Origin of the sequence: Halorubrum sp. Atlit-26R (assembly GCF_003666015.1) — an archaeon.
In the GTDB taxonomy this organism is placed as follows: Archaea; Halobacteriota; Halobacteria; order Halobacteriales; family Haloferacaceae; genus Halorubrum.
Genome location: NZ_QPLT01000009.1, coordinates 144,921 through 171,545, shown reverse-complemented (window position 1 = coordinate 171,545; position 26,625 = coordinate 144,921). Strand labels below are relative to the sequence as shown.

Annotated in this window: 23 protein-coding genes, 1 tRNA gene and 1 pseudogene; 9 read left to right on the top strand and 16 right to left on the bottom strand. The window is 68.7% G+C overall.

The window, feature by feature from the left end; translation table 11 throughout:
• Positions 1–118: pseudogene (locus DVK07_RS23635) on the top strand (IS6 family transposase); the annotation flags it as partial.
• A 74-nt stretch (positions 119–192) separates the two neighbouring features.
• On the opposite strand, the gene DVK07_RS11795 reads toward DVK07_RS23635, so the two are convergent.
• The 3 genes from DVK07_RS11795 to DVK07_RS11785 form a co-directional block, all read right to left on the bottom strand.
• Positions 193–1,305, bottom strand: a complete 1,113-nt coding sequence (locus DVK07_RS11795; protein WP_121597242.1) for a site-specific DNA-methyltransferase — start codon at positions 1,303–1,305, stop codon at positions 193–195.
• A 90-nt stretch (positions 1,306–1,395) separates the two neighbouring features.
• Entirely contained in the window at positions 1,396–2,211 is an 816-nt protein-coding gene (locus DVK07_RS11790; protein ID WP_121597241.1) for an ABC transporter permease, read from the bottom strand.
• Entirely contained in the window at positions 2,208–3,188 is a 981-nt protein-coding gene (locus DVK07_RS11785) for an ABC transporter ATP-binding protein (RefSeq protein WP_121597240.1), read from the bottom strand. The genes DVK07_RS11790 and DVK07_RS11785 overlap by 4 nt, the downstream gene beginning before the upstream one ends.
• Before the next feature lie 289 nt (positions 3,189–3,477).
• On the opposite strand from DVK07_RS11785, the gene DVK07_RS11780 reads away from it, so the two are divergent.
• On the top strand, positions 3,478–4,893 hold the full coding sequence (locus tag DVK07_RS11780) for a GntP family permease (RefSeq protein ID WP_121597239.1): 1,416 nt from the start codon (positions 3,478–3,480) through the stop codon (positions 4,891–4,893).
• Between the two features lie 87 nt (positions 4,894–4,980).
• On the opposite strand, the gene ligA is transcribed toward DVK07_RS11780, so the two are convergent.
• From ligA to DVK07_RS11740, 8 genes are all read right to left on the bottom strand, one after another.
• Positions 4,981–7,161, bottom strand: coding sequence for an NAD-dependent DNA ligase LigA (gene ligA / locus DVK07_RS11775; RefSeq protein ID WP_121597238.1), 2,181 nt, complete (start codon positions 7,159–7,161; stop codon positions 4,981–4,983).
• Positions 7,162–7,750: 589 nt separating this feature from the next.
• Positions 7,751–8,950, bottom strand: coding sequence for an amidohydrolase family protein (locus DVK07_RS11770; RefSeq protein WP_121597237.1), 1,200 nt, complete (start codon positions 8,948–8,950; stop codon positions 7,751–7,753).
• Positions 8,951–9,064: 114 nt separating this feature from the next.
• Positions 9,065–9,400 (bottom strand): glutaredoxin family protein, encoded by a 336-nt coding sequence (locus DVK07_RS11765; RefSeq protein ID WP_121597236.1) that lies wholly within the window; start codon positions 9,398–9,400, stop codon positions 9,065–9,067.
• Positions 9,397–9,780: a CTP synthetase gene (locus tag DVK07_RS11760; protein WP_121597235.1), complete on the bottom strand. Its 384-nt coding sequence runs from the start codon at positions 9,778–9,780 to the stop codon at positions 9,397–9,399. The genes DVK07_RS11765 and DVK07_RS11760 overlap by 4 nt, the downstream gene beginning before the upstream one ends.
• A complete protein-coding gene (gene guaA / locus DVK07_RS11755; RefSeq protein WP_121597234.1) occupies positions 9,780–10,697 on the bottom strand; it encodes a glutamine-hydrolyzing GMP synthase in 918 nt (305 codons plus the stop codon). Before guaA ends, DVK07_RS11760 begins: the two co-directional genes overlap by 1 nt.
• Positions 10,698–12,353, bottom strand: coding sequence for a CTP synthase (locus tag DVK07_RS11750; RefSeq protein WP_121597233.1), 1,656 nt, complete (start codon positions 12,351–12,353; stop codon positions 10,698–10,700).
• Positions 12,354–12,463: 110 nt separating this feature from the next.
• A complete protein-coding gene (locus DVK07_RS11745) occupies positions 12,464–13,789 on the bottom strand; it encodes a PQQ-binding-like beta-propeller repeat protein (protein ID WP_121597232.1) in 1,326 nt (441 codons plus the stop codon).
• Between the two features lie 413 nt (positions 13,790–14,202).
• A tRNA-Leu gene (locus DVK07_RS11740) sits at positions 14,203–14,286 on the bottom strand.
• Between the two features lie 146 nt (positions 14,287–14,432).
• Here DVK07_RS11740 and DVK07_RS22210 point away from each other — a divergent pair.
• Positions 14,433–15,104, top strand: a complete 672-nt coding sequence (locus DVK07_RS22210; RefSeq protein WP_147441154.1) for a hypothetical protein — start codon at positions 14,433–14,435, stop codon at positions 15,102–15,104.
• On the opposite strand, the gene DVK07_RS22205 is transcribed toward DVK07_RS22210, so the two are convergent.
• The 3 genes from DVK07_RS22205 to DVK07_RS11730 form a co-directional block, all read right to left on the bottom strand.
• Positions 15,098–15,769: a hypothetical protein gene (locus DVK07_RS22205; protein ID WP_147441153.1), complete on the bottom strand. Its 672-nt coding sequence runs from the start codon at positions 15,767–15,769 to the stop codon at positions 15,098–15,100. The genes DVK07_RS22210 and DVK07_RS22205 overlap by 7 nt on opposite strands.
• 73 nt (positions 15,770–15,842) lie before the next feature.
• Positions 15,843–16,892, bottom strand: a complete 1,050-nt coding sequence (locus DVK07_RS11735; protein ID WP_121597231.1) for an ATP-binding protein — start codon at positions 16,890–16,892, stop codon at positions 15,843–15,845.
• A gap of 90 nt (positions 16,893–16,982) precedes the next feature.
• A complete protein-coding gene (locus tag DVK07_RS11730; protein ID WP_121597230.1) occupies positions 16,983–17,864 on the bottom strand; it encodes a DMT family transporter in 882 nt (293 codons plus the stop codon).
• A 112-nt stretch (positions 17,865–17,976) separates the two neighbouring features.
• On the opposite strand from DVK07_RS11730, the gene DVK07_RS11725 reads away from it, so the two are divergent.
• Together DVK07_RS11725 and DVK07_RS11720 are read left to right on the top strand one after the other, a co-directional pair.
• On the top strand, positions 17,977–18,543 hold the full coding sequence (locus DVK07_RS11725) for a DUF309 domain-containing protein (RefSeq protein WP_121597229.1): 567 nt from the start codon (positions 17,977–17,979) through the stop codon (positions 18,541–18,543).
• Between the two features lie 84 nt (positions 18,544–18,627).
• Positions 18,628–19,431, top strand: coding sequence for a succinylglutamate desuccinylase/aspartoacylase family protein (locus DVK07_RS11720; protein WP_121597228.1), 804 nt, complete (start codon positions 18,628–18,630; stop codon positions 19,429–19,431).
• A 49-nt stretch (positions 19,432–19,480) separates the two neighbouring features.
• On the opposite strand, the gene DVK07_RS11715 is transcribed toward DVK07_RS11720, so the two are convergent.
• Complete coding sequence (locus DVK07_RS11715) at positions 19,481–19,861, bottom strand: cupin domain-containing protein (RefSeq protein ID WP_121597227.1); 381 nt, start codon at positions 19,859–19,861, stop codon at positions 19,481–19,483.
• A 55-nt stretch (positions 19,862–19,916) separates the two neighbouring features.
• Between DVK07_RS11715 and DVK07_RS11710 the strand changes: the two genes are divergently transcribed.
• The 3 genes from DVK07_RS11710 (at position 19,917) to DVK07_RS11700 (ending at position 24,336) form a co-directional block, all read left to right on the top strand.
• Complete coding sequence (locus tag DVK07_RS11710) at positions 19,917–21,101, top strand: CBS domain-containing protein (RefSeq protein WP_121597226.1); 1,185 nt, start codon at positions 19,917–19,919, stop codon at positions 21,099–21,101.
• 76 nt (positions 21,102–21,177) lie between these two features.
• Positions 21,178–23,229, top strand: coding sequence for a DUF460 domain-containing protein (locus tag DVK07_RS11705; RefSeq protein ID WP_121597225.1), 2,052 nt, complete (start codon positions 21,178–21,180; stop codon positions 23,227–23,229).
• 120 nt (positions 23,230–23,349) lie between these two features.
• Positions 23,350–24,336, top strand: coding sequence for a tyrosine--tRNA ligase (locus DVK07_RS11700; RefSeq protein WP_121597224.1), 987 nt, complete (start codon positions 23,350–23,352; stop codon positions 24,334–24,336).
• Between the two features lie 6 nt (positions 24,337–24,342).
• Here DVK07_RS11700 and DVK07_RS11695 read toward each other — a convergent pair whose 3' ends face one another.
• A complete protein-coding gene (locus DVK07_RS11695) occupies positions 24,343–25,143 on the bottom strand; it encodes a topoisomerase DNA-binding C4 zinc finger domain-containing protein (RefSeq protein ID WP_121597223.1) in 801 nt (266 codons plus the stop codon).
• 132 nt (positions 25,144–25,275) lie between these two features.
• Here DVK07_RS11695 and DVK07_RS11690 point away from each other — a divergent pair, with 132 nt between their 5' ends.
• Positions 25,276–26,625, top strand: a complete 1,350-nt coding sequence (locus tag DVK07_RS11690) for a RimK/LysX family protein (RefSeq protein WP_121597222.1) — start codon at positions 25,276–25,278, stop codon at positions 26,623–26,625.

Here is a 26,625-nt window from a genome sequence, read left to right as displayed (position 1 = left end):
TTGGGAAATAGAACGACGAACATCATCGTTTGCGAATAGTTTTAGCAATGTCGCGCTAGAGACAGCTCAAAACTGGCTCGAAGCCTTCGCCGTCTACCACAATTCACGCCAAACTTAACGCGACCCCCATCTCCTGGGCGAGCAACTTCGCGAGCCGCAGGTACGGAGGGGCCGGTTGAAGGCTTGGAGAAGTTACCGAAACTGGCTCCCAAGGGTCGCTTGTCCGTGGCCGCCCGCGTCCCCGTCGATCGACTCGGACTCGTTGTACGGGGAGTGCGTCACGGCGTATCCGCTCTCCGTCTGCTCGACGCCGTCGATCGTATAGAGTTGGAGGGGTTTCTCCTGTTTCGTCGTGACCGGGAAGTCGTAGTTTTCGGCGTCGTATTTGAACTCCTTGCCGTCTTCCAAGCGCTGCTCGACGAACTCCTCGTGGTCTCGAACCCGTTTCGACACCGTGGCGTGAGCGAGTTCCGCGACGTCGGCGACCTCCGCGTCGAACACCTCCGTGAACTTCTCTTGGAGCTCGTACCCGACGGAGTTCCGAGCGGCGATCATCGCCGCCAGCGAGGTCGTCCCGGTCCCCCAGAACGGGTCGAGCACTGTGTCTCCGTAGACGCTGTACATGTTGATGAGCCTGTACGGGACCTCCAGCGGGTACGCGGCCGAACGGTCCCTGAGCTCGGTGTCGGCGTCCGTTAGCTCCTGTGACGTTCCCCGAACGTCTTCCCAGACGTCGGAGAACCACTCGTTGCGCTCCTCCCAGAAGTACGCCGACTCGTATCGGACGTCGGTCCCGGACGGGAACTCACGGCTCTGTTTCCCGTTACGGAAGACGAGCAGGTACTCGTGTTCGAGCGTCGCGTACGCGTTCGGCGGCATCATCCCCGACCCCATGAACTTCGCCGCCGAGTTGGCGGGTTTCCGCCAGAGGATGTCCGGGAGGGGTTCAAACCCCATCTCGTCGAAGCGCTCGGTGATACGCGCGTGGTTCTGGTAGACTCTGAAACTGTCGTCCACCTTCCGAGTCGCGTCGCCGACGTTGATACACGCGATCCCGCCGTCAACGAGGACCCGTTCGACTTCGTCCCACGTCTCGGCGAGCTCCTCGTGCATCAGGTCGAAGGCCCGCCGACCGTCGCCTTCGTCGAGAGACGTTTCGATGTCTGCGTTCAGCGAGAAGAAGAGGTCGTCCCACATCTCGATCATCGGGTACGGCGGAGAAGTGACGACGAGTTCGACGCCGTCGTCCTCTATCTCCGAGAGCGAGGTCGAGTTCCCGACGAAAACGTCGTGGGCAGTCTCCATACGCACAGGCTATTCGTGCGAGCGTTTGTAGCTATTGTTGCGCCCGTCGACCCGCGCGCATCGGCCCGAAAAGCTCTACGACGGGGGCGCCTACAGGTCGTCCGCGTCGAACTTCAGCAGCCCGGCGAGCGGCGGCGCGAGCGTCCAGAACACGAGCATCGCGGCCGCCGACAGCTGCTGGTTCACGGTGTCGCCGGTGAACAGCTGCTCCGCGAGGAAGGCGTTCGACAGCGCCTCCACGGCGGTCGTCGGGTTCGAGACCCGGAGGAACACGTCGACCTGAGCCGCGGACACGGGCAGCGCGTCGACGACCGGCCCGACGGCGCCCACCAGCTGGCCGGTGAGGGGGCCCCACAGCAGGACGAAGAGGACGTATATCGCGACGCCCCCGATGAGCGCCCGGCGCTGAGTGGAGGACGCGGCCGAGCAGCCCACGGAGATGGCGACGAACACGACGCCGAGCGCGGCCGCGAACACGGTGTACCCGAGGAACGCGCCGGCGTTGAACACGACCGACGCGGCGATCAGCACCAGCGCGGGCAGCAGGAACCCGGCGAACACCGCGAGCGCGAGCGCCGCGCCGCGGCCGGCGACCTTCCCTAAGACCACGTCGGCCCGCGAGTGCGGCAGCGACAGGAGGAGCTTCAGCGAGCCGGACTCGCGCTCGCCGCTCACCGCGTTGTAGCCGACGACGACGCCGACGAGGGGAATGAGCGTCGTGACGAGGAAGCGGCCGACGAAGGCGCTCAGCAGTAGCTCCGTGGCGAACTGCTCGCTCTCGCCGGTCGGGCGCACGGCGTACGCGAACGCCGAGACGAGCAGCGAGAACAGCACCACGAGGGCGATCATGCCCCGCGACTGAACGGTCTCTTGGAAGTCCTTCCGGGCGATGGCGGCGAGGCTCATCGGTCCACCTCCCCTTCCGCCGGTTCGTCCTCGCTCGACGTGGACGCGACCGCACCGGCGTCACCCTCAGTCGCGTCGGCCTCCGTGTACGCCAAGAAGAGGTCCTCCAGCGAGGCCTCGCGCGTGTGGAAGTCGGCGACCGCGACGCCGGCGTCCTCCAAGGTGGCGATCACGTCCGTCTTCGCGTCGCTGGCGCAGTCCACCACCAGTTCGTCGCCGTCGCGGGTGACGCCGGAGACGCCGTCGAGCGCGCGGACCGCAGCGACCGCGTCGTCGTCGGCGCCCGCGGCCGCGACCTCCAGGGTCTCCTCGCCGCCGACGGCCTCGCGGAGCCCCTCGACGGAGTCCTCGGCGACCAGTTCGCCGTCGCGGAGGATGCCGACGCGGTCGCAGACGGCGTCGACCTGTTCGAGGATGTGCGACGAGAAGAAGACGGTGGCGCCGCGCTCGGCCTCCGTCCGGACGATCTCGCGCATCTCCTTGGCGCCGGCCGGGTCGAGGCCGGACGACGGCTCGTCGAGGATCAGCAGGTCGGGGTCGCCGACGAGCGCCATCGCGAGGGCGAGCCGCTGGCGCATCCCCTTCGAGTACTCGCCGGCGGAGCGGTCGGCCGCGTCGGCGAGGCCGACGCGGTCGAGGAGCGCGTCCGGGTCGTCGGCGGCCTCCTTCGACTCGACGGCGAACTCGACGTGTTTCCGACCGGAGAGGCGGTCGTACACCGAGAATCCGTCGGGGAGCACGCCGGTCCGGCGGCGGATATCGACCCCCTCGGTCGCGACGTCGGCGCCGAGGACGCGGACCGTCCCCGCGGTCGGGCGGACGAGGTCTAAGAGCATGTCGATCGTGGTGGACTTGCCCGCGCCGTTCGGCCCGAGGAATCCGTACACCTCGCCGTCTTCGACGGTGAGATCGAGGTCGCGAACGGCCGTGACATCGGCGAACTCCTTGGTCACGCCCCGCAGCTCGATGGCGGTCATGCCTCCGGATTCCGGCGTGAGTTCATAAATGGTTGCGGGTCGAGGCGCGGGGTGGCGGGGGCGCCGTCCGCTCGGCGCCCATGTCGGTGAGCGTATCATTTCTCCGCCGACAGAAGTGTTCGTTTAGCAGTAATAAAAATTAGCTTCTGATTTCCCGACTACTTTTCGCCGTCCGAGGTGAATTAGTTCACAGATAAAAATCGACTATTTTTCGGTCTTTTTGCCGTTCTGCCTACAAATTTGGGGCCGCAAAAAGATTTAAATGATAATATCGAACAGTATCACCGGCATGGCTCCGATACCGCTTCAGTCAGCTATCGAGTTCTCGCATAGTCCGCTACTAACTTTCATAATTGGACTGATAATCGTCGTCGCGCTGCTCGTGTGGCTGGACCTCCCGGCGTTCATCGGGCTGATCATCTCGGCGTTCCTGGTCGGCGTGGTGAACACAATCTTCGTCGCCGACTTCACCGCCGCCGACGCCGGAAGCCAGGTCGCGACGGCGTTCGGGAACGGGATGGCGGGGATCGGCATCCCGATCCTCATGGCGGCGGTCATCGGCAAGGGGATGTTAGAGAGCGGTGCGGCCCAACGGGTCGTCCGCGGGTTCCAGAACCTCCTCGGCGAGAGCAACTCCGACGTGGCGCTGCTCGGAAGCAGTTCGGTGCTGGCGATCCCGGTGTTCTTCGACAGCGTGTTCTACCTGATGGCGCCGCTCGCGCGTTCGATGCGGGCGCGCGTCGGCCGCGACTACACGCTGTTCATCGTCGTCGTCGGTGCGGGTGCGGCGACGACGCACGTGTTCGTCCCGCCCACGCCGGGCCCGCTCGCGGTCGCCGCCGAGATCGGGAGCAACCTCGGGACGACGATCCTCGTCGGGCTGGCCGTCGCGATTCCGGCCGCCGTCGTCTCGGGGCTCGTGTACGGGCGCTGGATCAACAGCCGGCTCGACATCCCGCTGCGGGACACGATGTCGACGTCGACGGAGGAGCTCCAGGAGGTCGCCGACCGGCCGACCAGCGAGCTGCCGGGCGTGCTCGAATCGCTGGCGCCGATCCTGCTGGCGGTGCTGCTGATCGCGTCCTCGACGGCCGTCAACACCTTCCAAGAGGTCCTTCCGGCGCTCGCCTCGCTTCAGCCGATCACGGACTTCCTCGGCAACAAGAACGTCGCGCTGACTATCGCCGCGCTCGCGGCCGCGTACACGTTCTACCGCTACGAGGCGATGACCCGGAGCGAGTGGAGCGACGAGCTCACCGAGGCGCTGAAAAGCGGCGGGAACATCGCCGCGATCACGGCGGCCGGCGGGGCGTTCGGCGCGCTGCTCGCCGCGTCCGGCATCGGTGACTACTTGGCCAACGCGCTTCAGGAGGTCGGCATCGGCCTGCTCGTTACGGCCTGGCTCATCGCCGCGATCGTCCGCATCGCGCAGGGGTCGGCCACGGCCGCGATGTTGACCGCCGCGGGGATCATGGCGCCGCTCACCGGACAGCTGACCGTTCACCCGGCGTACCTGGTGATGGTCATCGGCGCCGGCGGGAACATCTTCTCGTGGTTCAACGACTCCGGCTTCTGGCTCGTCAGCGAGATCGGCGGGCTCACCAAGCGGGAGACGCTCCAGACGTGGACCGCGCTCACGACGATCATCTCGGTGACCGGGCTGATCACCGTGCTGATCCTGTCGACGGTCCTCCCGCTCGCCTGAGGCGAGCGACCCGTTTTTCCGAGCGGTTTTTTTTTTCCTGCGACTCGACCGCGCCAGCGACTCGACCGCGCAGCGGCCGCGCCGTCGCTACTCGTCGCCCTCGGGGGGCCACGCCACGCCGCGCTCCGCGAGCAGGTCGGCGAACTCGTCCTCGTCGGCGACCGGCACGTCCTCGGCGGCCGCGTCGTCGCGCTTCGATTGCCCGGGACTCTCGCCCGCGACGAGGTAGTCGGTGTTGCCGGAGACGCTCGACGTGGCGTTGGCCCCGTGCGCCTCGACGTGCGCCTGCGCCTCGCTCCGCGGGACGGACAGCGAGCCGGTGAACACGAACGTGAGTCCGTCGAGCGCGTCGACCGGGCCGTCGCCCGCGTCGGTCTCGAACGGCTCGGGGTCGACGCCGCGTTCGCAGAGCCCCTCGATCGCGGCGCGGTTCTCCTCGCTGTCGAGGAACGAGCGGATCGACTCCGCCACCTCGGGCCCGACGTCGTCGACCTCGCGGAGGGCCGCCTCGTCGGCGTCGAGGAGCGCGTCGAGCGTCCCGAAGCGCGCGGCGAGCGCGCGGGCCGTCGTCGCGCCCACGTCGGGGATCCCGAGCCCGGCGAGGAAGTCGTCGAGCGGCGGGTTCCGGGTCGCGTCGAGCTCCGCGATCAGGTTCTCGGCGCTCGTCTCGCCCCACCCCTCCAGGTCGGCCAGCTCCTCGGCGGTCAGGTCGTAGAGGTCCGGCAGCGACTCGACGAGGCCGGCCTCGCGGAGCTGTTCGACGCGCTCCGGACCGAGCCCCTCGACGTCGAGCGCGTCGCGGCGCGCCCAGTGTTCGACCGCCCGCTCTAACTGCGCCGAGCAGCCGAGCCCGCCGGTACAGAACGCGAGCGGCCCGTCGCGCTCGATCTCAGCGCCGCAGACGGGACACTCCTCGGGGAACTCGTAGGTCCCCTCGCTGCGCTTCTCGACGACCTCCGGGACGTAGGGTATCACGTCGCCCGCGCGGTAGATCCGGACGCGGTCGCCGACGTTGACGCCGAGCGCCTCGATCTCGGCGGGGTTGTGGAGCGTCGCGCGAGAGACGGTGACGCCGCCGACGTCGACGGGATCGAGCTCGGCGACGGGCGTGAGCCGCCCGGTTCGGCCCACCTGAACCGTGACCCCCTCGACGGTCGTCGTCGCGGTGCGCGGCGGGAACTTGTGCGCGAACGCCCAGCGCGGCGCGCGCGACGTGGCCCCGAGCGCCTCGCGGTGCGCGAGCGCGTCGGCCTTGATCACGACGCCGTCGACCGCGTAGTTCAGGTCGTCGCGGGCGTCGAGGATCGCGTCGCGGTACTCGATGGCGGCCTCGACGTCGTCGACGACTTCCACGCGGTCGTTCCGGGGCAGACCGAGCGACGCGAACGCGTCGAGCGCGTCGCGGTGCCGCGCGGGGCGCTCCGGGCCGTCCTCGCCCGCCTCCCACGCGAGTACGTCGAAGAAGAAGACGTCGAGGGGGCGCTCGGCGACGACCGCGGGGTCGAGCTGGCGGAGCGTCCCGGCCGCGGCGTTGCGCGGGTTCGCGAACGGCTCCTCGCCGCGCTCGATCAGCTCGTCGTTGTACGCCTCGAACGCGTCGCGGGGCATGTACACCTCTCCGCGGACCGCGAGCCGGTGGGGGTGATCGTCGCCGCGCAGGCGGCCGGGGACCGAGCCGATCGTCCGGACCTGCTCGGTGACGTCGTCGCCCTCGCGGCCGTCGCCGCGGGTCGCCGCGCGGACGTACTCGCCGTCCTCGTACACCACTTCGATCGAGAGGCCGTCGAACTTCGGCTCGCAGACGTACGCGAGGTCGTCGGGGTCGAACTCGGGGAGGTCGCCTGACTCGGCCGCGTCGGCCAGCCCCTCGCGGACGCGCTCGTCGAATTCTCGGACCGCGTCCGCGTCGGTGTCGTTGTCGATCGAGAGCATCGGCGCGACGTGCTCGACCGTCTCCAGCGCGTCGAGGGGTTCGCCGCCGACCCGGCGAGTCGGCGAGCCCTCGGTCGGGAGGTCGAACGCGCCCTCCAGTTCCTCCAGCCGGGCGAACAGCCGGTCGTACGCCTCGTCCGAGATCAGAGGATCGGCCGCGACGTAGTACCGATGGTCGTGCTCGCGGAGCGCCGCCCGGAGCCGAGCCGCCTGCTCGGCGGCCGCGTCCGGCGAGAGGTCGTCGACCGGGTCGAAGTCGGTCGGGGGGTCCTCGACGTAGGGGTTCTCGTCCGGGTCCGCGTGCCGGGTCGACGACCCGGATTGCGCGCTCGTCATCGACCGACTCTTGCGTCGGCTCGGGTTAAAGGCGACCGTTCGACTCCCTCCGCGGCCGGCTACGCAGATCGGCGGCAGCGAGACAGTATTTAAATATCAGCGCGGCGGCGATAGCTACTTATAAACGGACGCGCGGTGCGGTGGCGTTGCCGGCGGCTCCGCCGCCGGCTGCAAGAGGCGCGTCGCGCCTCCCTGCGTGCCGACGAGCGCCCGAAGGGCGCGAGTCGCACGCGCGAGGGAGTCGGTCGCCGAGCGAAGCGACGGCGACCGACGAGGCTGGGGAGGCGTGAGGCGCTGTGCGGTCGTGGTCGGGTGGGACTCAAAGGGGCAGTCGCGAGGGCGCCGTAGGCGATGTAAGCACCGCAACGAAGGAGCGAACGGAGTGAGCGACCGAGTGAGGAGCGCAACGAGCGTACGGCGCCCTCGCGACTGGGGCTTTGGAGGTCCTCACCGCCGATCCACTGTCGATCATTTATAAACAAGCGACTGAGGCTTTCGACGCGTTCACCGCAGAATCGTCGGTCGGTTGGAAACAGCCTACGGCGGCACCTCTCAGTCGCTTATGAGAGCCGAAGCGGAACCACACACCCTATTCTACGCGCTCGCCGCGCGCGAACACCGCCTCGGGATCCTGCCACGCCGTCACGTCCTCCGTGGGGTCGGCGTCGAGGACGACCAGATCCGCCACATACCCCTCTTCGACCCGGCCGACGTCGTCAAGCCCCAGCAGGTCGGCGGCGTTGACCGTCGCGGCCTCCAGCGCCCGCTCCGGCGAGAGCCCGTAGTCGACCATGTGGGCCATCTCCTGCGGAATCTCTTCGAAGAAGTTGAACGGCGTGCCCGCGTCGGTGCCCATCGCGATGGGGACGCCGGCGTCAAGCGCGTGGTTCCACGCGTCCTCGAAGCGGTTCGCGGCGTCCTCCGCCTTCGCGACGGCGTCCTCGGGGATTCCGGCCTCGACGCCGTTGTCGACGATCCCGCGGAGCGCGCTTGCGGTCGGCACCCAGTAGGTGCCGCGCTCGGCCATCATCTCGGCCGCCTCGCGGTCCATGAACGTCCCGTGTTCGATACTGGAGATGCCGGCCTCAACGGCGTTCTTAATGCCCTCCTCGCCGTGGGCGTGGGCCCCGGTCGGCGTGTCGGTCGGCGCGGCCGCGTCGGTGAACGCGGCCAGCTCCTCGGGCGTCAGTTCGGGCGCGCCCGTCACCGCGCCCTCGGTGAGGACGCCGCCGGTGGCCATACACTTGAGCACGTCCGCACCCGCTTTCAGCTGCTCGCGGGCCGCCTTCCGCACCTCCGCGGGGCCGTCGGCCTCGCGGCCGAACCAGTTGCCGTGGCCGCCGGTCATGATCACGTTGCGGCCGCACGCGAGGACGCGCGGGCCCGGGATATCGCCCGCCGCGACCGCCTCGCCCGCGTCGAGCGCGAGCGTCCCGCGGCTCCCGAGGTCTCGGATGGTCGTGACGCCGGCCTCGACGGCGGCTTCGAGGTTGCTCGCGGCCCGGTAGCTCGCGGTGTAGTCGCTGTCGGACACCGCGGTCGAGACGTCCGGACGCCCGTCCATCATGGCGTGGACGTGCGCGTCGATCAGCCCGGGCGCGACGACGCGGCCGCTCGCGTCGACGCGGTCGATCTCCTCGTCCGGAACGTCCGCGACCGCGTTCGCGGCCGCCTCCGGGTCGCCGACCGCCGCGATCTCGCCGTCGACGACGGCCACGTCGGCCCGCCGGGTTCCGTCCGCGTCCGCGACTCGACCGCCGGTGAACAGGTGTGTGCCTCCTTTTGCCATGCTAATCAGAGGGAGGGACACGAACCTAAAGGGTCGGGTCGCGGTAGGAGAGATCGCGGGTGATGGTGGGCGGGGCGCGGGCGAATCGCGGGCGGGGCGCGGGCGCCGACCGCGTCAGGTCGCCGCCAACAGCTTCAGACGCAACTCTCGCTCGTCGACCTCGTACTTGAACGCCGGGTGGCCGTCGACCAGCACGTACGGGACGCGCTCGCCGTACTCCTCGGCCAGTTCGGGGTCGGTGTCGACGTCGATCACGTCGAGGTCGACCCGTACGCCGTCGAGGTCGGCCGCGACCGACTCGATCGTCTCGCGGGCGACGACACAGAGCGAGCAGTCCTCGCGGGTGTAGAGGGTGACCGGGACGGTCGCGGGGGCGTCGTCGGACGCGTCGTCTCGGGCCGCGTCCCCGTCGCCCTCCTCGGCCGCCGTCGAGTCGTCCTCCCCGCTCACGGCTCGCCGTCGTCGTCGGACAGCAGCTCCTCGGCGACCGTCGCTGCGTCGAGCAGGTCGGGGTCGACCGCGAGGTCGGCGACGGTCGCGACGAACTCCGGCAGCGACCGGCCCGCGTACGTGACGATCCGGACGTCGGGGTTCAGTTCCTTCGCGACCGGGATGCCGGTGGCCTCCTCGACGTCGGTGAGGACGAACAGGTCGGCGTCGGCGACGCCGGCGTCCTCCAGCTTCGCCGCCGTGACGAGCCCCTCGATCCGGCGGATCTCGACGCCGAGCGCGGCCAGCTCCTCGCCGAGGCCGTGCTCGTCGGGGCCGGCGACGATCGCGATTTCCCCCTCGGCGCGACCGCCGTCGGGGCGGACGGGAGCTCCCGCCATCACTCGTACTCGATCGTCGCGGGCGGCTTGTGGGTCACGTCGTAGACGACGCGCGCCACGTTCTCGTTCTCGCCCGTGATCCGGCTCTGGATCCGCTGGAGCGTGCTCCAGTCGAGCTCCTGCGCGCGGGCGGTCATCCCGTCGCGGCTCTCGACGGAGCGCACGGCGACGACCCAGCCGTGGACGCGGTTGTCGCCTTTCACTCCCGTCGCCTTGCCGAGGACCGCGGCGAACGCCTGCCACGGGTCGTACTCCTCCAGCTCCTCCTCGACGACGTGGGTCGCCTCGCGGGCGACCGCGGCCTTCTCCGGGGTCACCTCGCCGACGATCCGGACGGCGAGCCCGGGACCGGGGAACGGCATGCGCTCGGAGATGATCTCCTCGAGTCCGAGCGCGCGGGCGACCTCGCGCACCTCGTCCTTGTAGAGGTCGCGGACCGGTTCGACGATCCCTTCGAAGTCGACGACCTCGGGGAGCCCGCCGACGTTGTGGTGCGACTTGATGTTCCCCTCCGACTCGATGCGGTCGGGGTAGATCGTCCCCTGGACGAGGAAGTCGGCGCCCACGTCGCGCGCGACCGTCTCGAACTCGTCGATGAACCCCTCGCCGATGACGTGGCGCTTCTCCTCGGGGTCGGTGACGCCGGCGAGCCGGTCGAAGAACCGGTCCTGCGCCTCGATCACCCGCAGCGACTCCATGAAGTCGAACGTGTCGCGGATCTCTTCGGTCTCGCCCTTCCGCATCAGCCCCGTGTCGACGTAGACGGGGGTGAGCTGGTCGCCGACCGCCTCGTACGCGAGCGTCGCCGCGACCGAGGAGTCGACGCCGCCCGAGAGGGCGATCACGGCGTTCGCGTCGCCGATCGCCTCCCGGATCTCCGCTTTCGCCTCCGCGATGAATGCCTCCGTCTCGACCATCTATAGCCTCACGTCCGCGTTCCGCTCGGTTGTGTCCGTCGATCCCAGCGCCGCCTCGACGAGCGAGACGAAGGGGGGGCTCGCGCGGTCCGGGCGCGACCGGAACTCGGGGTGCGCCTGCGTCCCGAAGAAGAACGGGTGGTCCGGGCGTTCGAGGATCTCCATCCGGTTGTCGGCGCGCCCGGAGAAGACGAGCCCGTCGGCCTCCAAGGCGTCGATGTACTCGGGGTTCACCTCGTAGCGGTGGCGGTGGCGCTCCGTACAGGAGTCGGCGCCGTACACGTCCGCGGCGAGCGTGCCGGGCTCGATGTCGGTCTCGTGGGCGCCGAGCCGCATCGTCCCGCCCATGTCCTCCGTCTCGTACTGCTCGGGGAGGAGGTCGATGACGGGGTGGGGCGTGTCGGGGTCGATCTCCGCGGAGTGCGCCCCGTCGAGCCCGAGGACGTTGCGCGCGTGTTCGACGACGGCCATCTGGAAGCCCAAGCAGAGCCCGAGGAACGGCACGTCGTTCTCGCGGGCGTAGCGGACCGCCTCGACCTTCCCGTCCGTGCCGCGGGAGCCGAACCCGCCGGGGACGACGACGGCGTCGGCCTCGGCGAGCCGCTGTTCGTGCTCCTCCCGCGTCTCGTCGGCGTCGACCCACAGCACGTTCACCTCGGTGCCGGTCTGGATGCCGGCGTGTTTCAGCGCCTCGTGGATCGACATGTAGGCGTCCTCGAGCGCGTACTTGCCGACCAGGGCCACGTCGATCTCCTCGTCGCGGTCGCGGGTGACCAAGTCGCGCCACTCGGTCGAGCGCTCTTCCTTCGGGAGCGCCTCGTCGACGAGGCCGAGCCGCTCCATCACGTACTCGTCGAGCCCCTCGTCTTCGACCATCAGCGGGACGTGGTAGATGTCCTCGACGTCGGGGTTCGAGAAGACGGCGTCCGTGGGCACGTCGCAGAATAAGGCGATCTTCTCTTTCGTCTCCGGGTCGAGTCGGTCCTCGGAACGGCCGACGAGGATGTCCGGCTGGAGCCCGATCGAGCGCAGCTCCTTCACGGAGTGCTGGGTCGGCTTCGTCTTCTGCTCGCCGTTCTTCGAGTAGGGGACGAGCGTGACGTGGGTGAAGAGGATGTCCTCGTCGTCCTCCTCGTGCGCGAACTGGCGGAGCGCCTCGAGGAACGGCATCGACTCGATGTCGCCGACCGTCCCGCCGATCTCGACGAGGCAGACGTCGGAGCCCTCGGCGGCCTCCCGGATGCGGCGCTTGATGTCGTCGGTGACGTGCGGGATGATCTGGACGGTCTTGCCGAGGTAGTCGCCGGCGCGCTCGCGCTCGATGACGTGCTGGTACGTCTTCCCCGTGGTGACGTTGTGGTCGAACGTCATGTCGGTGCCGAGGAAGCGCTCGTAGTTGCCCAGGTCGAGGTCGACCTCGCCGCCGTCCTTGAGGACGTACACCTCGCCGTGCTCGTACGGGTTCATCGTCCCGGCGTCGACGTTGAGGTAGGGGTCCACCTTGACGGCGGTCACGTCGAAGCCCGCGTTGGCGAGGAGGCGCCCGGTGCTGGCGGCCGTGATGCCCTTGCCCAGCCCGGACATCACTCCGCCCGTGACGAACACGAACTTCCGACCCAGCGAGGGGTCGTACCCCGTGTCGGGATCTGCTGGCATATCGACCGTCCGTCAGGGGCCGGCAAAACCGTTTCGGACCCTCCGTTTCGGGTGGACGTTCGTGACTCTCCGCCGAGACCGCCCGACCGCCCGATAGCGTGGCGGTCGGCTCACTCCGGCGCGGCGAGCCGGTAGCACATGCCGGGTTCGTCGGTGTCCTCCGGGGCGCGCTCGGTGTAGTAGACCCCGTCGTCGGTGACGAACGGCGCGCTGGTCACCTCGCCGTTGCCCTCGACCGCCCAGGTCACCGAGCCGTCCCCGCGGTCGAGCGCGTAGAGGTGCTCGTCGTACGAGCCGACGAGGACGTGCCCGTTCGTCACGGTCACGTTCCCCGTGATCCACCCGTCGGTCGGGGTCGACCACAGCTCCTCGCCGGTCGCTAAGTCGATCGCGTAGACGTTCGTGTCGTGGCTCCCGACGTACACCGTGCCGTCGTGGACCGCCGGCGCGCACATGACGCCGCCCGTGCGGATCGGGTCGGGCTCGGCCGACGGCGACACGGAGTCGTCCGTCTGGAACTCCCAGATCCCGGAGCCGTCGGCGACGTCGACGGCGGTGACGGTGCCGGCCCACGACGGGACCACCGCGATCCCGCGGCTGACCGCGATCGGCGCCTTGACGTCGCCGCCGGTGTCGAAGGTCCACGCGCGCTCGCGGTCCGAGAGGGACCACGCGTAGACGCGGCCGTCGTTGGCCCCGAACAGGAAGCGGTCGCGGTCGAGGTCGACCGCGACGGTCGAGTGCGGGTGGTCGGTCGGCCGGCCGTCGCGCCACACCTCGTCGCCGGTCTCGGCGTCCAGCGCGACGGCGGCGCCGCTCGGCGGCGAGAACTCGACGGCGACGTACAGCGTTCCGTCGTGGTACGTCGGACTGGCGGCGGCCGCGTCGCCGACGTCGGTCTGCCACTCGATCTCGCCGCTCGCGACCGAGACCGCGGAGACGACGCCGTCGTAGGTGCCGACGTACGCCAAGCCGTCGGCGATCGCGGGGGTGCCGTGGCTCCCCCACTTGGCGTCGGAGAGGTCCGTCGCCCAGTTCGTCGTCCCGTCGACCGCGATCGACTGGATCCGGCCCGTGTCGTCGGCGACGAGCATGTCGCCCGCCGGCGTCGGTATCGGACTGCCCTTCGAGGCGGAGTGCTCGCCGCGGTTCGCCGGCACCGACCACCGCACCTCGACGGTCTCGGGTATCGTCGCGTCGATGTGGCCGTGGTTCCGGAGCCCCTGCCGGAACTGCGACGCGAGTCCGTCCGACGACTGCGGTCGGGCGTCGAGGTCCAGCGGCAGGTCGACCTCGTCGAACCCCGATCCGGCGCCGGCGGCGGGCGAGTCACCGTCGCCCGACGAGTCGCCGCCGAGCGAGCTACAGCCAGCGAGTCCCGCGACGCCGACGCCGCCGGCGACGCGGAGCAGGTCGCGACGCGTCCGTTCTCTCATACGGACCCGTTCGCGGGTGAGGATAAAAATCCACGTCGCTCGGACCGAGCCGGAGCGGAGTTGCCGACCGCGACGCGGCCGCGGCTGGTCGCGTTCGAGTGAAGTTTTGCGAGGGAAGAGCGCTCCGAGAGCGTCTTCCGCATCACGGGGGTTGACCCCGGCGATGCGAGGGGAGGGATTTGAACCCACGGACCACCGCGAGACGGTCCGGCTCGCTTCGCTCGCCGGCTGCGACTCGCGTGCTCTCGTTCGCTCGCGTCGCTCGCTCACGAGAACTCTACAGGAGCGGAGCTTGAATCCGCCGCCGTTTCCGGGCTTGACGATACCGGGGGCTCTGCGTGAGTCGAGTGAAGTTTTGCGAGGGAAGAGCGCTCCGAGAGCGTCTTCCGCATCACGGGGGTTGAACCCGGCGATGCGAGGGGAGGGATTTGAACCCACGGACCTCTACAGGAGCGGAGCTTGAATCCGCCGCCGTTTCCGGGCTTGGCTACCCTCGCACGCAGTCATCTGTATTAGTTCACGGAAATTTAAGCCACCGATTTCCAAGTGTAGGTTATAGAATATCCGGCCCTAGTTGAGCAAAAAATAGGTTACCAGATTACACAAGATGTTTTATTGGACGCGACAATTGTCCAACAGACAAATGCTACCTTCCCTATCAGGATTTATCTGGCAAATTGTTGCGGGGGTGGTAGCGACAGGTACAGTAGCAATATTGAGTTATGTATTTAAGTCGGAAATTGTTCGCAAGTGGCGACGCACAAAGAACTATATATTTGACTCAAAAGTCGATATTAATTTAACTAGAGTAGACCGATACTCAGATCCACCTACAAGATCCCTTGATATGAGGTTCTTCAATGAATTAAAACAAGATATTGATGAAATTACATTTGAGGGCCTTTCAGATGACTGTCTGAAAGTGAGCATCCCGGGAATATCTACACCAATAGAGGTTCGTATTGAAAATGAACCTTCATTTGATGATCCACATGGAAATTCTGAGAAATTTGAATTGCGGGTTGAAACTCAAAATTCAATGACGTTTGGATATCGCTCTGATGAATCACTACGGACTTTTGAACGGGTTGCTAGCGACATTAGTAGTCGTGCTGAGGAGAATTTCCAAGGCTCTCCAAGTACAACTTTTCTTACAGGCACATTATTCGGACAGACTCCAGTCACAGATGGCGTGATTGAAGATGAGGATCTGGAAATGAGAGCTGTATTCAAAGATTCAACTTTGGAGATGAGGTTTAGTGATCCTCGCTTACTGAGCCGAGGAATTCGCAAATATTTCACACCGATTCAGTAGGCATAGGTAATGAGAATTTCCTCAACGAACGAGAGGAATTTCTCTCTCTCGTAATCTCCGGGAGATACAACCTGTACGAATCCATCGGCTGTAACTCGTGCTTTGATTTCACGGCCGTCAAATTCAATAATGGGGCCAATTTGGTTTTTGTCAGCACTTATAAATGCGTCACCCATATCGATATCACGTTCAATCTCGTCTCCGTACAGTGTTCCAGATCGAACGCGTTCTTCTCTATCCTCAAATCCACCCATCCAGTGTCCAGGATGGTTTTGAACAATTTCAGTCAAGTTGAAGCTTGCCCTACGAACATCTAGATCTATCGCCTCAGATAGTTTGTCGAATGGGAATGTGCCGCTTGATCTTGATACCATAATAAATTTGTCAGGAACACTCCAGATCCTCGCCCAGTCCCAATCAGATTGCCTTGTTTCTGTGACATCAACAGACCCATTATCGATAAGAACCTGTTTTTCAGTTAGAGTTCGCTTTGCGGCGATCAGGCCTTCTTGGAATAAAATATTACCATCAAGAGACACTTTCTCGTTCTTAATATCAATATAACATTCAGTATTATCTTCACCTTCTTCTTCAGAGATGTGTGTGTCACTGATCGTCCCGAAGTCGGCTGGTACTAATGCTACGACTCCGGATGTGAACGTCATAGCAGCGAGATTGTTGTAATCTACCTTAGTGGTTGGGGAAATAAATCAGAGCTGTAGTTCCTCTGTCCCCAATTCACTTTTTCGTCGCACCGACCAGCGTCGCGCGGAACCCGCCCTCGGCGGACTCGCCGATCTCGAGCGTCCAGCCGTGCGCGGCCGCGACGCGTTCGACGATAGCGAGTCCGATGCCCGTGCCGCCGTCCGGCGAGACGCCGAAGTCGGTCAGTTCCGCGCGCGCCTGCTCGTCGTCCGGAAGCCCCGGGCCGTCGTCGGCCACGTACACGCCTCGGTCGTCGACGCCGACCCGGACCGTGGGCTCGTCGCCGCCGTGGTCGAAGGCGTTGCCGATGAGGTTGCTGACGGCGCGCCGGAGCAGGGTCGGGTCGCCGGCCACCGGCCCGGGGTCCTCGACGACGAGCTCGGCGTCGGCCGGGCAGTCGCCGACGTCGCCCGACTCCAAGCAGTCGGCGGCGAGGTCTCCGAGGTCGACCGCGGCGTCCGCGGTCTCGACGGCGTCCGGATCGCGGGCCATCACCAGCGCCTCGTCGATCATCGACTCGATCCGGTCGAGCGCCTCCTCGGCGGCCGCCAGCCGCTCGGTGTCGCCCGTCTCGCGGGCGAGGTCGACGTACCCCCGCGCGACCGACAGGGGGTTCCGGAGGTCGTGCGAGAGGAGGCCGGCGAGCCGTTCGAGCCGCTCGTTGAGCCGCTCTAACTCTCGTTCTCGCTCGACGCGGTCCGTGACGTCGCGGACCACCCCGACCGCGCCGACGACCGAGCCGTCCCGTTCGACGGGGGTCAGCCGCGTCTCGGTGGTCACCTCGCGCCCGTCCGCGAGCGTCATCGTGAGCTGGACGCGCTCGTCGTCCGTCTCGCCCGCGAGGACGCGCTCGACGGCCGCCCGGTAGCGCTCGCCGGTCTCCTCGGACCAGTACCCCTCCTCGACGAGCCGCTCCGGGTGCTCGTCGTGGAGGACCGCCTCGTCGAACCCGGTCACCTCGCGGAGCCGGTCGTTGACGAACACGCGGTTCCGGTCGGCGTCGAGGACGTACGCGCCGTCGCCGAGCGCGTTCACGACCGACTCGGCGTGGTCGATCGGGCTCGACTCCGGCGAGGAGTTCATACGATCGGTACGGGCCGAACGGGCAAGTGTCTCTCGGGTAGCGGCAGGCGTGACGGTCGAGGCGGGCGGCGGCTCGTCCCGCGCGCCGCCTCACCCCGCGATCATCGCGACGCCGACCACCGCGAGGACGGCCGCGACGAGCCGCAGCCGGAAGTGGCGCTCGCCGAGCAGCAGGCCGCCGAGGACGACCGCGACGATCGCCTGCGTGTTGATCACGGGAGAGGCGACGCTCGCGGGCAGCGCCGCGAACGCGACCGTCGTCAGGTGCTCGCCGACGGCGACGAGCGCGCCGGCGGCGAGGAACTTCGGGAGGTCGTCTCGGCCCGCCTCGATGGGGTTCCGGACCGCCGCGGGGAGCAGCACGACCGCCACGCCGGCGAGCAGCAGCGGCACCCAGAGCGTGCCGGGGATCGCGAGTTCCTGGAGCGCGACCCGCTTGCCCACGTCGGCGACCGCGTAGCAGGCCGCGCTCGCGAGCGCCAGCTGCGCGGGTCGCGAGCGGGCGGCCCGCGCGAGCGGCGCGAAGAAGCTTCCCGGCTCGTAGTTCGCGACGTACACCGCGAGCGTGGTGACGACGACGCCGGCGACCTGGATCGGCGCTAACACCTGCCCGAGCAGCCCGACCTCCAGCGGGAGGACGAACATCGGGACGACCTTGTTGATCGGCGCGACGTACGACACCGCACCGTTCTCGATGGCGCGGAGGAAGAGGACGAACGCCGCGGCCGTCGCGAGGCTCGTGACGGCGACGACCGCGAACCGCCGCGGGACGACGAGCCCGGCCAGCCCGGCCGCGGCGTCGCCGAAGCCGACCGTGAGCCCGGTCCCCGCGAGGAACCACCCGAGCGCCGCGGCGTTTATCGCCACGGTCAGCGCGGCGGGAGGATACTCCGAGAAGGCGCGCTTCAGGACGAAGAGGTACGCCCCCCAGACGACGGCGGCGGCGAGCGCGAAGAGGAGTCCGGCGTCCATTCGTTCGCCCCGAGCGCGACCGGGGGAAAAGAAGGGTTCGATCCGGTCCCGAGCCGGTTCATGCCCCTCCCCCGCGAAACGGTTAGGTCGCTCCCGCGTGAACGGCCCGCACATGGACGACCACACCCGCGACCCGGGCGTCGCCCCGCCGCTCGGGGACCCGACCGGGTGGCACGCGGGCGACGGCGCCCCGGACGAGTCCGGGGCAGGCGAGGAGGACCAGTCGGCGGGCGGCCCGCCTGACGCGCGCGTGGTCGGCGGCTACTGGGAGCACGCGACGCTCCGGCGCGCGACCGAACACGGCGTGCGGCTGTTCAACGACGGCGCCTACCACGAGAGCCACGACTGCTTCGAGAGCGAGTGGTACAACTACGGCAGCGGCACCGTCGAGAGCGCATTCCTCCACGGGATGGTTCAGGTCGCCGCCGGCGCGTACAAGCGCGTCGACTTCGAGAACGACACCGGGATGCGGTCGCTGTTCGAGACGGCCCTCCAGTACCTCGACGGCGTCCCGAGAGATTTCTACGGGGTCGACGTCGACGACGTCCGGGAGACGCTCCGGGCCGCGCTCGACGACCCCAGCGCGGTCGACGACTGGCGGATCGCCCTCGACGGGGCGCGTCCCCCGGCGTACCCCGCCGACTACGAGTACGCCGAGCGCGTCGACGAGGAGCACTGAGGGGACCGGCCGACCCGAGCGGCGACGGTCGATCTCCCGCCGCGGATCCGAACGCCACTTATCCGCCGCGCGCCTGCGAGTCGTATGGAAGTTCACGATCTGGGCGACGGGGAGCCCGAGGTCGCCGTCGTCGGCGCGATCCACGGCGACGAGCCCTGCGGCGCCCGCGCCGTCGAGCGCCTGCTCGACGCGGACCTCGACCCCGAGCGACCGGTGCGGCTGATCGTCGCCAACGAGGAGGCCCTCGACGCCGGCGAGCGGTATCTCGACGCCGACCTCAACCGCGTGTTCCCGGGGAATCGGGACGCGGAGGCACACGAGGTGCGGCTCGCGGCCGACCTCGTCGACGCCGTAGCGGGGTGTACCACCCTCGCGGTCCACTCGACGCAGTCGTACGCCGAGCCGTTCGCCGTCATCGACTCGATGGACGAGGTGACGCGCGCGGTCGCGCCGCACCTCCCGGTCGACGCCGTGATCCAGACCGACGCGTTCACCGAGGGACGGCTCATCGAACACCCGCACACGCTCGAAGTGGAGGCCGGGCTCCAGGGCTCGGAGGCCGCCGCGGACAACGCCTACTGGCTGGCGCGGGCGTTCCTCGCCGCGACCGGGGCCGTCTCCGCGCCCGGCGCCGACGACGTGCTCGACGTCGGCGGCCGCGAGGACGTTCCGGTGTTCCGGCTCCGCGAGCGGATCCCGAAGCCGGAGGCGGAGGCGTACGAGGTGTTCGCGCGCAACTTCGAGCGCGTCGAGTCCGGCGAGCGGTTCGCGGCCGCCGACGGCGAGCCGCTGCTCGCCGACGAGCCCTTCTACCCCGTGCTGCTGTCGCCGAACGGCTACCGCGACCAGTTCGGGTACGTCGCCGACCGCGTCGGGGCACTGGAGTAGCGGGCCGCCTCCCGCTCCGACCCCGGCGAGCGCGGTCGGCCTCGACTTCCTACTCGACGAGCTCGATGGTGTCGTCGCCGTTCGGCACCGCGCAGATGAACGCGCCGGGCTCGTCGCCCTCGTTGCGGTACCAGTGTTCGACGCCCGCGGGGACGAGGAGCGCGTCGCCGGGCGAGACGGCGTGCTCCTCGTCCCCGATCCCGACGACGTACTCGCCGGCGAGGACGTACTGCTCGTGTTCGACCGCGTTGGTGTGGCGCGGGACCTCGGAGCCCGGCGCGAGCTCGAACCGGCGTATCGCGAAGTTCGGGGCGCCGTCGGACTCGTCGAGGAGGACGCCCTTCGAGAGTCCCTCGGCGGCGTCGGCGGGCTCGTACGAGATTTCGTCCGCGCGTTTCACGACCGGGTCCGGGTCGCTCGCATCGGTCATGGCTGTCCGTGACGGGGCCCGTGTATTTAACCGATCACCACCCGAACTCGATGGCATGCGTGGAATCAAGGTCGGGAGCGCGTTCGGGATTCCGATCCGGCTCAACTGGACGTTCCTGATCGTCTTACCCCTGTTCGCGTACCTCATCGGCGGACAGGTGGGAGAGATCGCCGAGGTGATGAACGAGGTCGCCGGGCTCGGGATCGACGCCGGCGCGGTCGCGGCCGGGAACACCCCGTGGCTGCTCGGGCTGGCGGCCGCGGTGGGGCTGTTCGTCGGGGTGCTGCTCCACGAGTTCGGCCACTCGCTGGTCGCGATGCGCTACGGCTACGAGATCGAGTCGATCACCCTGTGGCTGCTCGGCGGGCTCGCCAGCTTCGCCGAGTTCCCCGAGGACTGGAAACACGAGTTCTGGATCGCGATCGCCGGCCCGCTCGTCAGCGTCGCGGTGGGGGTCGCCTGCTACGGGGTCGTCCTCGTCGGGGCGGGGGGCTCCGACGCCCTCCTCTTCGTGTTCGGCTACCTCGCGCTGTTGAACGTCGTCCTCGCCGGCTTCAACATGCTCCCCGCGTTCCCGATGGACGGCGGCCGGGTCCTGCGTGCGCTGCTCGCGCGGAACCAGCCGCACGCGCAGGCGACCCAGCGGGCCGCCGCCGTGGGGAAGGTGTTCGCGTTCCTGATGGGGATCGTGGGCCTGTTCACCTTCCAGCTGCTGCTCATCGTGCTCGCCTTCTTCGTCTACATCGCCGCCTCCGGCGAGGCGCAGCAGACGACCCTGAAGGCCGCCTTCGAGGGCGTCACCGTCACCGACATCATGACGCCGCGCGGGGACCTCCACACGGTGTCGGAGGACACCTCCGTCGCCGACCTGATGAGCCGGATGTTCGAGGAGCGCCACACCGGCTACCCCGTCCTCGACGGCGACGAGCTCGTCGGGATGGTCACCTTAGAGGACGCCCGCTCGGTCCGCGAGGTCGAGCGCGACGCCTACCGCGTCGACGACGTGATGGCGACCGACCTCGTCGCCGCCGACCCGAACGCCGACGCCCTGACCGCGCTCCAGACCATGCAGGAACACGGCGTCGGGCGCCTTCCGGTCGTCGACGCCGACGGCGAGCTCGTCGGTCTCATCTCGCGGTCGGACCTGATGACCGCGTTCAACATCATCCAGACCGGCGGGACGCCCGGGATCATCAGCGGCCGGCAGCAGGGGGCGGGCGACGAGCCGCGGATACTCTGACCGCTCGCCGGCCTAACGCCGAGCGACCCCCGCCCCCGGCGTGGGGTATATACGCGGCAACGACCTACCTCGGCCCGTGACAACCCGGACCATCCGCGCCCGCGACCGGCCGGTGTTCGGCGTCGACGTCCACAGCGGCGACGTCCGCGGCGACAGCCCCTCCTACGCCCTCGTGGTCCTCGACCCCGTCGACGAGGACGACCCGGACGCCCCGGACGCAGACGGGCCGATGGCGCGGGTCACCCGCGACGTGGTCTCCTTCCGGAAGCTCTGCCGGCTGATCGACGACCGCGAGCCCCTCTACGTCGCCACCGACAACGCCTACGAGCTGGCGGCGGACAAAGGGGAGCTGGTCGGGTTCCTCCGGTCGCTCCCGGACGGCACCCGGCTCGTCCAAGTGACCGGCGCGGAGCGCCCGGAGCCGCTCTCGCGGGTCGCCTCGCGACACGGCATCCCGTACGGCAAGGAGCCGATGAAGGAGGCCGAGGCGTCGGCGCGGCTCGCGGCGGCCAACGTCGGCCACGAGGTGACCGCGTTCACCGACGAGACGCGGGTGAAGGTGTCTCGGGGGCGCTCGACCGGGAAGGGCGGGTGGAGTCAGGACCGCTACACCCGACGGATCCACGGCAACGTCCGGAAGCGGACCCGGCAGGTCCAGTCGAAGCTGAAGGAGGCCAACCTCGACTTCGAGCGCGACGTGACCGAGAAGTACGGCGGCTACGCGAACGCGACGTTCACGGTCGAGGCCCGCCCCGAGGACATCCCCGTCTCGAACTCCCGGGCCGGCGACGTGCGCGTCGAGGTCGAGCGCGAGCGCCGCGACGGGATCGAGTACGAGCCCTTAGTGAAGCGGCGCGACCGCGTCATCGTCGGGATCGACCCCGGGACGACCACCGCCGCCGCGGTCGTCGGCCTCGACGGCACCGTCCACGCGCTGTACTCCTCGCGAACCGGCGACACCGCCGAGGTGACCGAGTGGATCGTCGAGCAGGGGCGTCCGATCATCGTCGCCGCCGACGTCGAACCGATGCCGGAGACCGTCGAGAAGTTCCGGCGCTCGTTCGACGCCGCCGGCTGGCGCCCCACCACCGACCTCCCGGTCGACGAGAAGCTCCACCGCACCCGCGAGGCGGGCTACGCGAACGATCACGAGCGCGACGCGCTGGCCGCGGCGCTGTACGCCTACGACGACCACGAGGACCAGTTCGAGCGGATCGCGGCGAAGACGCCGCCGCGGCTCGACCGCGGGGCGGTGATCGCCGGCGTCGTCGCGGGCGAGTCGTCGGTCGAGGCCGTCATCGAGGACCTGAGCGAGGACGACGGCGGCGACGGCGACGACGGCGGCGACGCCGACGAGACGGACCCCACGGAGCCCGAGCGCACCGAGGAGGAGGAGACGATCCGGCGGCTCCGCGAGCGCGTCGACCGGCTGGAGTCGCACGCCGACTCGCTGGAGGAAGACCTCGACGAGCGCGACGATCGGATCGCGGAGCTGGAGTCGGAACTGGACGAGGCGAAACGCGAGGAGCGCATCGAGGCCCGCACCCGGCGGGCGGTCTCGCGGCTGGAACGCGAGACGGACCGGTTAGAGCGCGAGCGCGACGAGGCCCGCGAGCGCGTCGAAGACCTGGAACGGAAGGTGGAGACGCTGAAGGAGCTGTGGCGGCTCGACCACTCGAACTTCGGCGACGTCGCCGAGGGGCAGGGGCTCGTGAGCGTGAAGGTCGTCGAGCAGTTCACGCTCGACGCGCTCGACGCCGCCGACGAGGCGTACGGGCTCGTCGCCGGCGACGTGGTGTACCTCCGGGACGCCTCCGGGGCGGGCCGCCGGACCGCGGAGCGGCTCGCGGAGGCGGAGCCGCGGGCGGTGATCCGCGGCGAGGGGAACCTCTCCGACGTGGCCGACGAGGTGCTGTTCGAGCGCGCGGTCCCCGTCGTGCCCGCCGACGCGGTGCCGGTCCGCGAGGTCGACGAGCTGGCGGTCGCGAGCGAGGAGGACCTCGCCGCCGCCGTCAACGAGTGGGAGGAGCGCGCCGAGGAGCGCCGGCGCGACGAGAAGGCCGAGCGGATCGACCGGATCATCTCCGAACACCGGGCGGGGCGGACGCTCCCCGAGACGGAGGAGTGAGGGCGGCGCGGTCGCCTCGAACCCGAAGAGCGAGCGCCCGACGGCCGCGCTGGCGGCGCTCCGCGTGATCCGTCGGCACGCATCCAGAAGTCATATGTCCGGTAACGCACAGTCGGACGTATGGACGCTCACGAGCTGATCACCCGGAACGCGGCCGAGGTGGTCACCGAGGCGGAGATCGAGGCGCTGGCCGACGACCCCGAGGGCAAGCGGGCGTACGTCGGCTACGAGCCCTCGGGCGTGCTCCACATCGGTCACATGCTCACCGCGAACAAGCTCATCGACCTCCAGGAGGCCGGCTTCGAGGTGACCGTACTGCTGGCCGACGTACACGCCTACCTCAACGACAAGGGGTCGTTCGAGGAGATCCGCCACACCGCCGAGCGCATGCGCGACCAGTTCATCGCGTACGGGCTCGACGAGTCGAACACGCAGTTCGTGCTCGGCTCCGACTTCCAGCTCGACGACGACTACACGCTCGACCTCCACGCCCTCGAACTGGAGACCACCCTCGCCCGCGCCGAGCGCGCGATGGCCGAGATCACCTCCGGCGACTCGGTGAAGGTGTCGCAGGCCGTCTACCCGCTGATGCAGGCGCTCGACATCCCGTACCTCGGCGTCGACCTCGCGGTCGGCGGGATGGAGCAGCGCAAGGTCCACATGCTCGCGCGCGACGTGCTCCCGAGCATCGACCGGGAGCCGCCGACGAGCCTCCACACGCCGCTGATCGCCGACCTCGGCACCGGCCGCGGGAAGATGTCCTCCAGCGAGGGCGTCACCATCTCGATGGAGGACTCCCGCGAGGACATCGAGTCGAAGGTGAACGACGCCTACTGCCCGCCGACGGCCGACCCCGAGCCGACCGACGAGGGCGAGTCGCGCGAGAACCCCGTCCTCCAGGTGTTCGAGTACCACGTGTTCCCGCGGTTCGACGCGGTCACCGTCGAGCGCCCCGAGGAGTACGGCGGGAACCTGGAGTACGACGCCTACGACGACTTGGAGGCCGACCTCGAGTCCAGCGATCTCCACCCCGCGGACGCGAAGGGCGCGCTCGCGGAGTACCTCGACCGCCTCATCGCGCCGGGGCGCCAGCAGCTCGCCGAGTAGTCGACGCTATCCGGTGTTCGGATCCGGCGCTTCCGCCGTTCCGTTCCCCGTCTTTTCGCCGTCTATTTTGTGCCCGTCGAGCGGACAGGTCCCGTCCAGACAGCCCAGCCCGGCGGCCGTCTCGAAGACGGGGAGCCCGCAGTCGCACTCGTCGACGACGACGCCGGCGGGGAACGAGAAGGTGGTCTCGCAGTCGGGGTAGTTCTCGCAGCCGAGGTAGACGCGGCCGGGCGCGGAGCGCACCCGGAGGTCGCCGTCGCAGTCCGGACAGTCCCAGACCCCGTCAAAGCGGTCGCTGACGGCGTCCTCCATCGGGTCGCAGGCGGGGTCGAGACAGAGGTGGAACGGCTCGCCGCGTTCGACGCGGATCTTCGGGAGCCCGCAGTCGTCGCAGGTCGCGTCCGTCACGCTCGCGCCCGCCGGGAGCCCCCACCGCGTCTCGCAGTCGAGGCAGACCACGTCGCCGCGCGAGCGCACGAGCGGTCCGCCGTCGTCCGGGCAGGTCCCGACCGGGACGCCCGCCTCGGTGACGGGGAGCGCGCGGCTCGCGGTCGCCTCCTCGGCGACCACCCGGAGTCGGCGGGAGCCGTCGCGGGCGGTGACGGTGAACCCGTCGCCGTCGCCCTCGACGACGACGCTCTCGGGGCGGGTGAGCCACGCGACCGGCTGGTAGCCGTCGGCGTCGTGGACGAGCGTCGTGTCGTCGGGCTTGATCAGGACGACGACGCGCCCGCGGTGGGTGCGGGTGCGGTCGCCGCGGTCGGTTACCTCGCAGTCGCCGGCCAGCACGCGGAGTCGTTGCGGCATGGGACCGGTGGCCGCGGTATGGGTGAAAAGCGGTCGGCGGCGAGCCGCTCCGCGCGACCGGCCGCCCGGTCGCCGCTCTTTACACCGGGTATTGTGTGGTTAACTTAGCAAGATCGCTCTGGGAGGGCAGGTATGAGAGAGGGCTCCGGTTCGGACCCGTCGGTGACGGCCGACGGAGCGTCCCCGGTTCGAGTGGGCGTGTTGAGTTTCCACAACAGCAAAGAGACCAAAGCGATCCTCAACGCCGTCCGGGCGCTGGGACACGAGCCGGTCTGGCTCCGCGAGGAGAACACCAGATCGTGGATCGAAGACGAGAGCCTCCGGTTCGACCCCGACGTGGATGTCGTCGCGAACCGACTGCTGATGACGAAGGCCGCCGAGCCGTTGGACGACCTCGGGATCGCGACGGCCTACGCAGCGTCCCGCGCGGTGTTGAACCCGCCCGAGGTCGTCGTCCAAGCGCTTCACAAGTACGGGACCGCGGCGAGGCTCGCGACGGCGGGGATTCCGGTCCCGGACGCGTACATCGCATTCAGCCAACGGACGATCAACGAAGGGAACCGCCTCACGAGCGAGAAGGCGGTCCACAAGTCCGCGATCGGGACGAACGGGAATCGGATGGCGGTCGTCGGCGCGGACGACGTCGTCGCTCCGCACATCGCTCGCCGTCGGGCGTTCTTACAGGAGTTTATCGACACGGGCACCGAGCGACCGTTCGACGTCCGCGCGTACGTCGTCGGCGACCGCGTCGTCGGCGCGATGAAGCGGTACGCGCCGTCGGACGAGTGGCGAACGAACGTCGCCCTCGGGGGCGAGGTCGAAGACCTCACCGCCGACCTGCCCGAGGAGGCGGCGCGACTCTCACGAGAGGCGGCCGACGTGCTCGGCCTCGACTACGCCGGCGTCGACCTGTTGCGTCGCGACGGCGCCTGGTACGTGCTCGAGGTGAACGTGACGGCGGGATTCAAGGGGCTCTTCGAGGCGACGGGGATCAGTCCGGCGCCGTACATCGCCGCGCTCGCTATCGAGCGGGGCGGCGGCAGCGTCGATCGCGACCGCGTCACGTCCCTCGCGTCGGTTCTGGACGATTCGGTCCCTGACTGTAAGCCCTCGATCGATCCGGAGCCGGAGGAACCGATGACGATCGGCTACACCGAGGCCGTGACGGTGAGCGCGGGCCAGCGGGCGGTCGACGTGGTCGCCAAGTCGGACACCGGCGCTCGGCGGACGAGCATCGACTTCGACGTCGCCGCCGAGACCGGCGCCGGGCCGATACTCAAGACGGTCCGGGTGAAGTCCGGATCGCACCAGAAGCGACAGCGGCGCCCGCTCGTCGAGGTCGACGTGAAGATCGGGAACCGCTGGCAGACCGTGACCGCGAGCGTCGAGAACCGGAGCCACATGAACTATCCCGTGCTGCTCGGGCGGGACGTTCTCGACGGGTACCACGTGGACGTCACGAAGCGGGAACGCGAGGAGTGA